At 72.8% G+C, this 12,902-nt stretch carries 7 protein-coding genes and 2 pseudogenes; 1 reads left to right on the plus strand and 8 read right to left on the minus strand.

Annotation, left to right across the window (positions count from 1 at the left end):
* Window positions 1–482: 482 nt before the first annotated feature.
* Window positions 483–611, plus strand: a pseudogene (locus A6Q79_RS10035) (hypothetical protein); the annotation flags it as partial.
* A 417-nt stretch (window positions 612–1,028) separates the two neighbouring features.
* Here A6Q79_RS10035 and A6Q79_RS10040 read toward each other — a convergent pair.
* The 8 genes and pseudogenes from A6Q79_RS10040 to malQ all read right to left on the minus strand — a co-directional run.
* Window positions 1,029–1,517 (minus strand): annotated as a pseudogene (locus A6Q79_RS10040) (maltotransferase domain-containing protein); the annotation flags it as partial.
* Window positions 1,518–1,608: 91 nt separating this feature from the next.
* Complete coding sequence (gene glgX, locus A6Q79_RS10045) at window positions 1,609–3,738, minus strand: glycogen debranching protein GlgX (protein WP_286689228.1); 2,130 nt, start codon at window positions 3,736–3,738, stop codon at window positions 1,609–1,611.
* Between the two features lie 208 nt (window positions 3,739–3,946).
* A complete protein-coding gene (locus A6Q79_RS10050) occupies window positions 3,947–4,087 on the minus strand; it encodes a hypothetical protein (RefSeq protein ID WP_286689229.1) in 141 nt (46 codons plus the stop codon).
* 25 nt (window positions 4,088–4,112) lie between these two features.
* Window positions 4,113–5,786: a malto-oligosyltrehalose trehalohydrolase gene (treZ, locus tag A6Q79_RS10055; protein WP_286689230.1), complete on the minus strand. Its 1,674-nt coding sequence runs from the start codon at window positions 5,784–5,786 to the stop codon at window positions 4,113–4,115.
* A 2-nt stretch (window positions 5,787–5,788) separates the two neighbouring features.
* Window positions 5,789–6,793 (minus strand): aldo/keto reductase family protein, encoded by a 1,005-nt coding sequence (locus A6Q79_RS10060; protein ID WP_286689231.1) that lies wholly within the window; start codon window positions 6,791–6,793, stop codon window positions 5,789–5,791.
* Between the two features lie 222 nt (window positions 6,794–7,015).
* Window positions 7,016–9,337, minus strand: coding sequence for a malto-oligosyltrehalose synthase (treY, locus tag A6Q79_RS10065; RefSeq protein WP_286689232.1), 2,322 nt, complete (start codon window positions 9,335–9,337; stop codon window positions 7,016–7,018).
* Window positions 9,334–11,445: a glycogen debranching protein GlgX gene (gene glgX, locus A6Q79_RS10070; protein WP_286689233.1), complete on the minus strand. Its 2,112-nt coding sequence runs from the start codon at window positions 11,443–11,445 to the stop codon at window positions 9,334–9,336. Before glgX (A6Q79_RS10070) ends, treY begins: the two co-directional genes overlap by 4 nt.
* Window positions 11,446–11,477: 32 nt before the next feature.
* Window positions 11,478–12,902 (minus strand): 4-alpha-glucanotransferase (gene malQ, locus A6Q79_RS10075; protein ID WP_317698055.1); only part of this gene is annotated, 1,425 nt, incomplete at its 5' end.

The raw sequence follows: 12,902 nt of genomic DNA on the forward strand, positions 1-12,902 counted from the left end.
GTGTATAAGAGACAGGATCACCCGCTCGCGACCGGTCCCGGACATGCTGGTGGCCCCCGGGGACACGCCCCGGAGGCCACCGCTGACACGAGACGCCGCCGGCTACCAGGCGTGCATCATCAACTTGCTGCCGCGGGAGCATCCCGACTCGACAGGCACCCTGTAGGAAGGGTCGATCGCCGCGTGGGTACCTCGGGCCTCGTGTACGTCTCTGGAGTTGTTGGACTCATGTGTACGCCGATGTGACGGGCGACACAACCCCTCCCGGCGAGTCTTGGTGCTGGTCGACCGGTCCACCCGCTGGAGGAGGTCGCGACCGGTGCGGACCAGGGTCAGCAGGCCGCCCGCGGAGGTGTCGGCGACGCTCATGACGGGGAGTGAAGCACACACTTTTGTCAGAAACTAGCGAAAGAATGCTTGTATCGATCCAAAAGTCCTGCGACCGTAGACCCATGCACTCCACGGTCGACGTCTCGTCCACCATGCCCCCCGTATGCGACTTCACCGTGTTCGGCGGCACCGGCGACCTCGCGCTGCGCAAGCTGCTGCCCGCGCTCTACCACCGCGACCTCGAGGGCCACCTGCCCGAGGACACCCGCATCCTCGGCGTCTCCCGCTCCGAGATCGACGACGAGGGCTACCGCGTCGAGGTGCGGGCGGCGCTCGAGCGCTTCGTCGAGCCCGAGCTCCTCGGCCCGTGCCACGAAGGCGGCGAAGTCGGCGTCGTCGCCGAGCTCGGGGTGGATCGCGTCGTGCCCGCCCTCGGCGGCGCCGATGGCCCACGGCGAGCCGACGTCGTCGGGGCCGGGGGTGAGCGTGTTGTTCGGGCCCTTGCGGTTCTCGCGCCCGATCGGGTGGATCGGCGGCAGGTAGACGACGTCGAACTGCATGGCGGCCACCCGGTCGAGCGCGTCGGCGGCCGTGCGGAGCGTGCCGTGCACCGGGCGTCCGTCGGCATCGACGCCGCCCGTGGACCGCGGGAAGAGCTCGTACCAGGACCCGAACGCGGCGCGTCGACGGTCGACCCACACGCGACGGACGGGGCCACGGGTGAGGAGCTGGCGCACGGGGTGGTCGTGCATGACCGCGCGGACGGCTGCGTCGAGCGCGGGACCCACGCGGGCGCCGAGCGGGAGGGTGTCGTCGCGCAGCGCCGCGGCGGCACCGCTGAGCGTGCCGGCCTCGGCGCGACGGTCGCGGCGGGTCGCCTCGAGGGCGTGCACCGCGGTGGCCCACGGGTCGCTCCAGGCGTCGACGCGGAAGGTCCAGAGCCCCGGGGCGTCGGGGACGATCGTGGCGGCGAAGAGGTCGAGGCCGGTGCCCTGCTCGTGCATCCGGACGGTGCGGTCGCGCCGTTCCCCGGGACCACGCCAGGCGACGGTGGCCGCCACGGCGTCGTGGCCCTCGCGCCAGACCGTCGCCTGCACGGGGACGTGCTCGCCCACGACCGCCTTCGACGGGTAGGTCCCGTCGCCGGACAAGGGTCGGACGTCGTCGATGCCGATCCGGTCCGTCATGCGGTGCACTCCCGTCGCTCGCGTCGGACGACTGGTCCGTCGTCGTCTCGAACGTACCCAGGATCGAGGGGTCGCGCGATCCGCCGACGCCTCAGTCCTGGCGCGGGGCCTTCAGCAGCAGCAGCGATCGGCCCTGCACCGTCAGGCGCCCGCCGGCCGGGAGCGGGTCTGTCGTGGCGGGCGACCCGTCGGGCGACGTCGTGTCGAGGGTCGGCTCGAACGTCTCCCCGAACTCCGGCCCGGGCAGGACGACCTCGAGCGGGTCCGCGCCGGCGTGCAGCAGGAGCAGCCAGGAGTGGTCGGTGAGCAGCTCGCCGTCACGGGTGCGGGACTGGCTGTGGGAGCCGTCGATCCACATGCCCAGGGTGCGCCGCTCCGGGTCGAGCCAGTCGGGCTCGGTCATCTCCTGGCCGTCCGGTCGCAGCCAGATCAGGTCCGGTCGTCCGCTCGGCGTCGTACGGCCGTCGAAGAACTCCGCCTGCCGCAGCGCAGGGCTGTTGGCGCGCAGGTGCACGACGCGTCGGGCGAAGGCGAGCATCGCGTCGCTCTCGGGCGTCGACGTCCAGTCGACCCACGAGGTCGCGTCGTCGAGGCAGTAGGCGTTGTTGTTGCCGCCCTGCGTGCGCCAGCGCTCGTCGCCGGCGACGAACATCGGGGTGCCGGTCGACAGCAGCAGCGTGGCCAGCAGGTTGCGCGCCTGACGCGCCCGCAGCGTCCGGACCTCGGGGTCGTCGGTCTCGCCCTCGACGCCGTGGTTCCAGGAGCGGTTGTCGTCGGTCCCGTCGCGGTTGTCCTCGCCGTTGGCCTCGTTGTGCTTGTGGTCGTAGGAGACGAGGTCGCGCAGGGTGAACCCGTCGTGGGCGGTGACGAAGTTGATCGACTGCCAGGGTCGGCGCAGGGTGTGGTCGTACAGGTCGGAGGAGCCGGACAGCCGGTACGCGAGCTGGTCGACCCCGCCCGACGCGCCGCGCCAGAAGTCGCGCACCGTGTCGCGGTACATGCCGTTCCACTCGGCCCACTGCGCGCCGAACGCCCCGACGCGGTAGCCCTCGCCGGTCGCGTCCCACGGCTCGGCGACGAGCTTGCACCGGGCGAGCACCGGGTCGGTCGTGATGGCGGTCAGCAGGGTGCTGTCGCGGTCGAACGCGCCGCCGCGCGGGCGGCCCATCGTCGAGGCGAGGTCGAAGCGGAACCCGTCGACGCCGAGCTCGGTGGTCCAGTACCGCAGCGAGTCGGTCACGAGCCGGACCACCGCGGGCGACCCCGCCTCCAGCGTGTTGCCGCAGCCCGTGATGTCGGCCATGTGCCCGTCGTCGTCGTGCAGGTAGTAAGCCGGGGCCTCGAGCCCGCGCAGGCTGAGCGTGGGCCCGTCCGGGCCGCCCTCGCAGGTGTGGTTGTAGACGACGTCGACGAGGACCTCGATGCCCGCGGCGTGCAGCGCGGCGACCATCGTCCGGAACTCCTCGACCTCGCGTCCCGTCTCGCTCGCGTAGCCGGGGTGCGGCGCGAAGTAGCCGAGCGGGGAGTAGCCCCAGTAGTTGTGCCGACCCGCGGCCACGAGCGACGGCTCGTCGGTGAAGGCCTGCACGGGCAGCAGCTCGACGGTGGTGACGCCGAGGCGCAGCAGGTGCTCGACCACGGCGGGGTGGGCGAGGCCGAGGTAGGTGCCGCGCAGGTGCTCCGGGACGTCGGGGTGCTGCTGCGTGAAGCCCTTGACGTGCAGCTCGAGGACGACGGTCTCCTCGAACGGCACCTCGGGCTTCGTGCCGGTGTCGGGCCCGCCGGGGCTCGTGACGACGGCGAGCGGCACGTGGCCGAGGGAGTCGACGGTCGACATCTCGACCCCCTCGGGGTCGTCGGCCCACCCGCGGGCGGCCTCCATGTCGGTGAGCGCGCCGGTGACGCGGCGGGCGTAGGGGTCGAGGAGGATCTTGTGCGGGTTGCAGCGCAGACCGGTCTTGGGCTCGTAGGGGCCGTGCACGCGGTAGCCGTACGTCTGCCCGGGGAGCACGCCCTGGACGAGGCCGTGCCAGACGCCGAAGGTGCGCTCGGTCAGCTCGACGCGCCGCTCGCTGCCGTCGGGGTCGACGAGGCACAGCTCGACCCGCTCGGCCACGCTGCTGGCGACGGCGAACCGGACACCTCCCGCCTCGGGGTGGGCCCCCAGCGGGAACGGGCGGCCGGCGAGCACGGGCAGGTCCTGCGGGCTCGACAACGTCATGCGCCCCAGTGTCTCAGGCGGTGGGTCCGGTGCAGGCTGGATCGCCCGCGGACCATCGTCCCCTCCGGCCCTGGGAGGTAGGTGGCGCGCGCTACGACCACCCTGGGAGGTAGGTGGCGCGCGGAAACGCTGGCGGTTGGCGCGGGTGGCCTACCGCCGGGGCGAGGTGCCGCGCGCCACCTACCTCCCGGGGGGCCGGTGCGGGGGCTCAGGTGTAGGGGCCGGAGAACGGGGCGGGGGCGTCGGGGTCGTCGACGTCGCCCTCGAGGCCCGGGTCCTGCTTCTTGTGCTTCTGGTCGTCGTCCCAGTCCTCGCGCTTGCGCGGGTCCTCGCTCGGCATGTCGCTCATGCCTCAGTGTGCGGCGGGCGCGACGTCAGCGCTCGTCGGACGACCAGACCACCTCGTCGCCGCGCCGCACCTCCGCCCGCTCGGCGTCGAGGTCGACGTCGACGACGTACGGGCCGCGGTGCAGGAGCACGCGGCGGTCGTCGTCGGAGACCTCGACCCTCGTGTCGACGAGGGACGGGTCGCGCAGCTCGGGGTGGGCGCGGCGCAGCGCGACCAGCGAGCGGTAGACCTCCAGCACGCCTCGGTGCCGGGGCTCGTCGAGCTCGTGCCACCGCAGCGTCGAGCGCTCGAGCGTCGCCGGGTCCATCGGGTCGGGCACCTCCGACTCGCCCCAGCCGTGGCGGCCGAACTCGCGCCGACGTCCGGTGCGCACGGCCTCGGCCAGCTCGGGGTCGGGGAACGAGGCGAAGAACTGCCACGGCGTGCTCGCGGCCCACTCCTCGCCCATGAAGAGCATCGGCGTGAACGGTCCGAGCAGCACCAGCGCGGCGCCGCAGGCCAGCAGGTCGGGCGAGACGGAGTCGGAGATGCGGTCGCCCGTGGCCCGGTTGCCGACCTGGTCGTGGTCCTGCAGGTAGGTCACGAACGCGTGGCCCGGCACCGCGTGGACGTCGACCGGGCGACCGTGGGTGCGGCCGCGGAACGACGACCACGTGCCGTCGTGGAAGAACGCGCCGCGCAGCACCTTGGCCAGCGCGCCGGGCTCGGCGAAGTCGGCGTAGTAGCCGTCGGTCTCGCCGGTGAGCGCCACGTGCAGCGCGTGGTGCACGTCGTCGGCCCACTGCGCGTCCATGCCGAGACCGTGCTGGTCGCGCGGGACGACCGTGCGCGGGTCGTTGCGGTCGGACTCCGCGACGAGCGACAACGGACGGCCGAGCCGCTGCGACGCGCGTTCGGTCTCGAGCGACAGCTCCTCGAGGATGGTCAGCGCCCGCGCGTCGGACAGCGCGTGGACGGCGTCGAGGCGCAGCGCGTCGACGTGGAAGTCCTCGAACCACGAGATCGCGTTGTCGAGCACGTAGCGCCGCACCTCGTCGGAGCCCTCGCCGTCGAGGTTGAGGCCCGGGCCCCAGTCGTTCTCGCCGGCGAAGTACGGACCGAAGCGGTCGAGGTAGGCCCCCGAGGGCCCGAGGTGGTTGTAGACGACGTCGAGCACGACGCCGAGGCCCCGTGCGTGGCAGGCGTCGACGAAACGCTTGAACCCGTCGGGTCCGCCGTACGGCTCGTGCACCGCACCCCACAGGACGCCGTCGTAGCCCCAGCCGTACGGGCCGTCGAAGCTGTTGACCGGCAGCACCTCCACCAGGTCGACGCCGAGGTCGACGAGGTGGTCGAGCCGCTCGACGGCGGCGTCGAACGTCCGGCCGGGCGTGAACGTGCCGACGTGCAGCTCGTAGACCACGGCACCGCGCAGGGCGCGGCCCTCCCAGGCGTCGTCGGTCCACGCGAACGCGTCGTGGTCGTAGGTGCGCGACGCCGCGTGCACGCCCTGCGGCTGCCAGACCGAACGGGGGTCGGGCAGCGGCGTGTCGTCGTCGCCCAGCAGGAACGCGTAGTCGGTGCCGGGCGCGACGTCGACGTCGTGCCACCACCACCCCGAGCGCGCCTCGCCCGGCTCCCACGCCTGCATGCGGTGCTCGACGCCGTCGATCCGCACGCGGACGCGGTCGTGGTCGGGGGCCCAGAGGGTGACGGCCACGCTCAGACCACCCGCGTGGGCGGCGACGCCGTCTTGCTCGGGTCGGTCGTCGGGATGCTGCCCAGCACCTCGTCGATCCTCGCGAGCACGTCGTCGTCCAGGGTGATCCCGCTCGCGGCGGCATTCGACTCGACCTGTTCCGGGCGCGAGGCGCCGACGATCGCGCCGGCCACGTCGTCGTGCGCGAGCACCCAGGCGATGGCGAGCTGGGCCATCGTGATGCCGAGGTCGTCGGCGACCGGGCGCAGCCCCTGCACGGCGGTGAGCACCTCGTCGTCCAGGAAGCGCTTGATCATGTCGGCGCCGCCCTTCTCGTCGGTCGCGCGGCTGCCCTCGGGCGGCGCGGCGCCGGGCTCGTACTTGCCGGTGAGCACACCCTGCGCGATCGGCGACCACACGATCTGCGACAGCCCCAGCTCGCGGCTCGCGGGCACGACCTCGCCCTCGATGACGCGCCAGAGCATCGAGTACTGCGGCTGGTTCGAGACGAGCCGGAAGCCGAGGTCGCGGGCGAGCTCCTGCCCGGCGCGGATCTGGTCGGCGGTCCACTCGCTGACGCCGATGTAGTGCGCCTTGCCGGCGCGGACGACGTCGGCGAACGCCTGCATCGTCTCCTCCAGCGGCGTCTCGTGGTCGTAGCGGTGCGCCTGGTAGAGGTCGACGTAGTCGGTCTGGAGCCGCTGCAGCGAGCCGTCGATCGACTCCATGATGTGCTTGCGGGAGAGTCCGGTGTCGTTGGGTCCGCCGGGGCCGGTGGGCCAGTAGACCTTCGTGAGGATCTCCAGCGACGCGCGGCGCTCGCCCTTCAGCGCCTCGCCGAGCACGCTCTCGGCCTTGCCGTTGGCGTACACGTCGGCGGTGTCGAACGTCGTGATGCCGGCGTCGAGCGCGGCTCGCACGCATGCCGTGGCTGCGTCGTTCTCGACCTGCGACCCATGGGTCAGCCAGTTGCCGTAGATGATCTCGCTGACCTTGAGGCCGCTGTTCCCGAGGTACCTGAACTCCATGCTCCGAGCCTAGGCGCGCTGCGCCGTCGCGCGACCCGGCCGAGCACCTCGCTGGTCGAGTAGTCGACGCCCGCGAGGAACGAGCGTGGCGGAGACGTATCGAGACCAGTCTCGGCGGATCAGCGTGGGCCGCCTTGCGCTGAGCCGTTACCGGGTGGTCTCGATACGCGGCCACGTCGCTCGTTCCGCCCCCGCAAGCGGGAGGTGCCCCCAGCGTGGCCGCTACTCGACCAGCGGGGGGCGGGTGAGCAGGGCGACGGGGTAGGTGGCGAGGAGGTCGGCGAGCCGGACGTCGCCGCCGTCGAATCTCTCGCCGGTGAGGGCGTCGGTCCACGTCCCGGAGCCGAGCGGCAGGGTGGTCCCGCCCCAGCCGCCGCGATGCTCGAGCCCGACCGGGAGGCGGGTCGCGACGGCGACCAGGTCGTCGCTGCGACCGAATGCGACGGCGTGGTCGGCGGCCTCGCCCGAGGCCGCCAGCGGCGTGTACCCGCGGAACAGCTCCGGCCGGTCGCGACGCAGGGTCAGCACCCGACGCACGAGCGACGTCTTCGCGGCACCGGACGCGTCGACGTGCGGCAGCCAGCCGTCGTCGAGGCGACGCAGCAGGGTGCGGAACGCCTCGTGGTCGACGGGGCGACGGTTGTCAGGGTCGACCAGCGAGAAGTCCCAGCCCTCCGTGCCCTGGTAGACGTCGGGGACGCCCGGGCCGGCCAGCTGCAGCAGCTTCTGCGACAGCGACACCGTCCAGCCGAACGCCTGGACCCGCCCCACCAGCGCCTGCACCTGCGGACCGAGCTCGGCCCGCACGCGCGCCGGCCACGCCGCGACGGACTCCTCGAACGCCTCGTCGGTCTCGGTCCACGTGGTCCGGACCTTCGACTCGCGTGCGGCCTTCAGCAGGTAGTCCGACAGCCGCTCGTCGCTGATCGGCCAGGCGCCGAGCAGCGTCTGCCACGCGAGCAGGTCGAGCGCGGGCTCGTCGATGCCGCAGCGCGCCGACCAGTCCGCGACCGTCGACGTGACCTCCTCGCCCAGCTCGGCGAGCGTCAGCATCCGCGCACGGGTGTCCTCGGACCGCTTCGTGTCGTGCGTCGTCAGGGCGGTCATGGCCGTCGGGTGGTCGGCCTCGCGCGCCGCGGCCAGCGCGTGGAAGCCGTCGACGTCGACGCCCCAGACGTCCGGGGAGCCGCCGACCTCGTTGAGCGCCGCGAAGCGGGTGAAGCGGTAGAAGGTGGTGTCCTCGGTCCCCTTGGCGACGACCATCCCCGACGTCTGCTGGATGCGGGTCGCGAGCTCGCCGGTGGGCTCCTCGGTCACCTGCGCGTCGAGGGCGCGGATGGCCGGGTCGACGTCGGGCCGACGCGTGCGCGCGCGCTCGATCGCTGCGTCCCACGCCTCGCGTCCCGCCTCGGGCAGGTAGGACCGGTACACGCCGAACGCGACCATCGTCTCGGCCACGGCGGTCCGCGCGGCGTCCTGGTGGACGTCGCGCACCAGGGCAGCGATACGACGCACCTCGGCCACGAGCACCTTCCGGGTGACCATGCGTCGGGCGTCCTCCTCGACCGCCGCGTAGTCGGCGGGCGCGCCGAGCCGCTCGGTGAGCGTCTGCCAGGGCGCCTCGCCGCCCCGCCCGTTCCCGCCACGGTCGAGCAGCACACCGGCGACCTCGCGCATCGCGTCGTAGCCGGTGGTGCCGTCGACCGGCCAGGTCGTCGGCAGCTCCTCGCCCGGGTGCAGGATCTTCTCGACCACCAGCCACGCGTCGGGGGCGGCCTCGTGCAGCCGGCGCAGGTAGCCGCCCGGGTCGGAGAGCCCGTCGGGGTGGTCGATGCGCAGACCCGTGACCCGCCCTTCCTCGACCCAGCGCAGCACCTCGCGGTGCGTGTCGTCGAAGACCTGCTCGTCCTCCACCCGCACGGCCGCCAGGGTCGTGATGTCGAAGAAGCGTCGGTAGTTCAGCTCCGCCCCGCCCCGTCGCCAGCCGACCAGCTCGTAGTGCTGGCGGTCGTGCACCTGCTGCGGCGTCATCGAGGCGAACGACGGGTCGGCCAGCGTGCCGGCGTCGATCGGGAAGCGGTGGTCGTCGTACGTCAGCTCGTCGCCGTCGAGCGCCAGCTCGGCGACGTCGGCGTCGTCACCGAGCACCGGCACGAGCAAGCGACCGCGCGACCAGTCGACGTCGAAGTGGCCCGCCCACGGCGACGCCTCGCCCTCGGCCAGCACCGACCACCACCACGGGTTCGCGCGGGGCACCTCGACCGACATGTGGTTCGGCACGACGTCGACGACGAGGCCGAGCCCCGCCTCGCGCACCGTCGCCGTGAACGCGTCCCAGCCCTCCGGGCCACCCAGCTCGGGGCGGGCCTGCGTGGGGTCGGTGACGTCGTAGCCGTGCGTCGAGCCGGGCGTCGCGTCGAGCACGGGCGAGACGTACACCGCGCCGACGCCGAGGTCGCGCAGGTAGGGCACGAGGGCCTGCGCCTCGGCGAAGCCGAACCCTGGCCGCAGCTGCAGGCGGTACGTCGAGCTGGGTGCGCTCACGACTCGACCCGCTGCAGCACCACGAGCGAGCGGGCCGTCACGTCGAGCGTCGCCCCACCGGCCACGAGCTCGTCGCCGGGCTCGTGCACGCTGCCGGTGGCCGTGTCGACGACGAGGGCCCACGTGCTCGCGTACTCGCCGTCGGGGACGGTGAACGTGATGTCCTCGTGGTGGGCGTTGAAGGCGAGCAGGAAGGAGTCGTCGACGACCCGCTCCCCGCGCTCGTCGCGCTCGTCGATCGCCCGGCCGTTGAGGAACACGGCGATCGCCCGGCCGAAGTCGTCGTCCCAGTTCTCGTCGGTCATCTCCTCCCCGGCCGGCGTGAACCATGCGATGTCGCGCAGCTCGTCGGCCCTGCGGACCGGCTTGCCCTGGAAGAAGCGACGCCGACGGAACACGGGGTGCGCCGTGCGGAACGCCGCGAGCGCCGACGTGAAGCCGAGCAGGGCGTGCTCGTGCTCGTCGAGGTCCCAGTCGACCCAGGACGTCTCGTTGTCCTGGCAGTAGACGTTGTTGTTGCCGCCCTGGGACCGGCCGAGCTCGTCGCCGTGCAGCACCATCGGCACGCCCTGCGAGAGCAGCAGCGTCGCCAGGAAGTTGCGACGTTGGCGGCGGCGCAGGTCGAGCACCTCGGGGTCGTCGGTCGGCCCCTCGACGCCGCAGTTCCAGGAGCGGTTGTCGTCGGCGCCGTCGCGGCCGTCCTCGCCGTTGGCCTCGTTGTGCTTCTGCTCGTAGGAGACGAGGTCGTCGAGCGTGAACCCGTCGTGGGCGGTGACGAAGTTGATCGACGCGTAGGGCCGGCGGCCGGTGTCCTGGTACAGGTCCGAGGAGCCGCTGATGCGCGACGCGAACTCGCCGAGCGTCGCCGGCTCGCCGCGCCAGAAGTCGCGGACGGTGTCGCGGTACAGGCCGTTCCACTCGGTCCAGAGCGGCGGGAAGTTGCCTACCTGGTAGCCGCCCGGGCCGACGTCCCACGGCTCGGCGATGAGCTTGACCTGGCTGACCACCGGGTCCTGCTGCACGAGCTCGAAGAACGTCGCGAGCTTGTCGACGTCGTAGAACTCGCGCGCGAGCGTGGCGGCGAGGTCGAAGCGGAACCCGTCGACGTGCATCTCGGTCACCCAGTAGCGCAGCGAGTCCATGATGAGCTGCAGCGGGCTGGGGTGGCGCACGTTCAGCGAGTTGCCCGTGCCGGTGTAGTCCATGTAGTGCTGCGGGTCGTCCTCGACGAGCCGGTAGTACGCCTGGTTGTCGATGCCGCGCATCGAGAGCGTCGGGCCGAGGTGGTTCCCCTCCGCCGTGTGGTTGTAGACGACGTCGAGGATCACTTCGATGCCGGCCGCGTGCAGCTCGCGCACCATGCCCTTGAACTCCTGCACCTGACGTCCGGGGTGCGAGGCGTAGGCGTCGTGCGGGGCGAAGAAGCCGATCGTGTTGTAGCCCCAGTAGTTCGTCAGGTCCTTCTCGACGAGGTAGTGGTCGGTGACGAACTGGTGCACCGGGAGCAGCTCGATCGCCGTCACCCCGAGTCCGGTCAGGTGCTCGACGATCGCCGGGTGCGCGAGGGCGGCGTACGTGCCGCGCAGCTCCTCGGGCACGTCGGGGTGCGTCATCGTCAGGCCTCGTACGTGCGCCTCGTACACGATCGTCCGGTGGTACGGGTGGTGCGGCAGCCGGTCGTCGGCCCAGTCGAAGTACGGGTCGACGACGAGCGAGAACGGCACGTGACCCGCGGAGTCGTCGTCGTTCGGCTCCTCGGGCGAGCCCATCTCGTAGGCGAAGAGGGACGGGTCCCAGTCGGGCTGGCCCTGGACGGCCTTGGCGTAGGGGTCGATGAGCAGCTTCTGCGGGTTGCAGCGCAGGCCCTGCTCGGGGTCCCAGGGGCCGTGCACCCGGTAGCCGTAGCGCTCGCCCGGACCGATGCCGGGCAGGAACCCGTGGTGCACGAAGCCGTCGACCTCCTCCAGGCGGACGCGGGTCTCGGTGCCGGACTCGTCGAAGAGGCAGAGCTCCACGTGGTCGGCGACCTCGGAGAACAGCGCGAAGTTGGTGCCGGTGCCGTCGTACGTGGCGCCGAGCGGGTAGGGCGATCCGGGCCAGGTGCGCACGGGGGTCTCCTCGTTTGGGGGGATGGAGCGGGTCAGGGGGTCGGCCGGGCGGCTCGCAGGGGCGCCACCGCTGCTCGTACCCGGTCGTGGTCGAAGAACGCGTCGAGGTCGACGGGCAGGCGCACCCGCCAGTTCGGGTACTCGTCGACCGTGCCGGGCAGGTTCGGCTGGCGCACCTGCCCCACGGCGTCGGCGGGCGAGCTGAGCACGAGCCGCGAGGCCGCCGGCGCGATGACGGCGTGCAGCGCGACGAGCAGGTCGTCGGTGTCGATGCCCTCCTCGCGCAGCAGCGCGAGCAACGCCTCGCGGTCGGACGCGGCGGTGGCGAGCGCGTCCTCGACGGGCTCGCCGAGGAGGTCGAGGTCGGCCTGCACGCGGATGCGCTCGTCGCGCAGCCACCCCTCGACGGTCGGGAGGTCGTGCGTACTGATGCTCGCCATCGTCTCCGGCTCCCACGCGCGGGGCGGGACGTGCGGCTGCCCGGGGGCGTCCCAGTCGCGCTCGAACCAGAGCACGGCCGAGCTGAGCAGCCCGCGCTCGTGCATGGTCGTCGTGACGACGTCCTCGACGGTCCCGAGGTCCTCGCCGACCACGACGGCGCCGGCGCGGGTGGCCTCGAGCAGCAGCACCGCGAGCATCACGTCGGCGTCGTAGTGCACGTAGGCGCCGCGGTGGGCCGGCTCTCCCGGCGGGATCCACCACAGCCGCCACAGCCCGGCGACGTGGTCGACGCGGATGCCGTCGCCGTGGCGCAGCACGCTGCGCACCACGTCGCGGAACGGGGCGTAGCCCGTCTCGAGCAGGCGGTCGGGCCGCCAGGGCGGCAGGCCCCAGTCCTGGCCGAGCGGGTTGAACGCGTCGGCGGGGCAGCCCACGCGGACGTCGGAGGCGAACACGTCCTGCAGCGCCCACGCGTCGGCGCCGCCCGGGTGCACGCCCACGGGCAGGTCGTGGACGAGGCCGACGGCCATGCCGGCGTCGTGCGCGGCGTCGCGGGCGGTGTCGAGCTGCTCGCGGCACAGGTGCTGCAGCCACGCGTGGAACGCAACGCGGTCGGCGAGGTCGGCGCGGCTGCGTGCCACGGCGTCCGACGTCGGGTCGCGCAGCTCCTCCGGCCACTCGCGCCAGTCGGCTCCGTGCCGCTCGGCGAGGGCGGAGAACGTCGCGAACGCGGCGAGGTCGGGCTCGGCCTCGAGGTCGGGGTCCTCGTCCAGGACCCGTGAGGAGACCTCGCGGGCGTGCAGGATCGTCTTCTCGTCGCGGAGGACCCGCAGGTCGCGCAGGCTGGAGGTGAACCCGGACTGGGAGGCACCGAGCACGTCGCCCTCGCGCCGCTGCTCGAGGTCGACGCGACTGAGCTCGAAGCCGTCGGTGGTCGAGGCCACGGCGTCGAGCCGCTCGCGTGCGGGACTGCCGACCTCGGCGTGGCTCACGAGCAGGCACAGACCGGGCAGGCC

The organism is Aeromicrobium sp. REDSEA-S32_B7, from assembly GCF_001626145.1.
In the GTDB taxonomy this organism is placed as follows: domain Bacteria; phylum Actinomycetota; class Actinomycetes; order Propionibacteriales; family Nocardioidaceae; genus Aeromicrobium; species Aeromicrobium erythreum.

Bases quoted from the DNA above. Each gene is read 5' to 3' on its own strand.
- A6Q79_RS10050 (WP_286689229.1), bottom strand. From the start codon at position 4,087: ATGAGCGACATGCCGAGCGAGGACCCGCGCAAGCGCGAGGACTGGGAC.
- A6Q79_RS10060 (WP_286689231.1), bottom strand. From the start codon at position 6,793: ATGGAGTTCAGGTACCTCGGGAACAGCGGCCTCAAGGTCAGCGAGATC.
- glgX (WP_286689228.1), bottom strand. From the start codon at position 3,738: ATGACGTTGTCGAGCCCGCAGGACCTGCCCGTGCTCGCCGGCCGCCCG.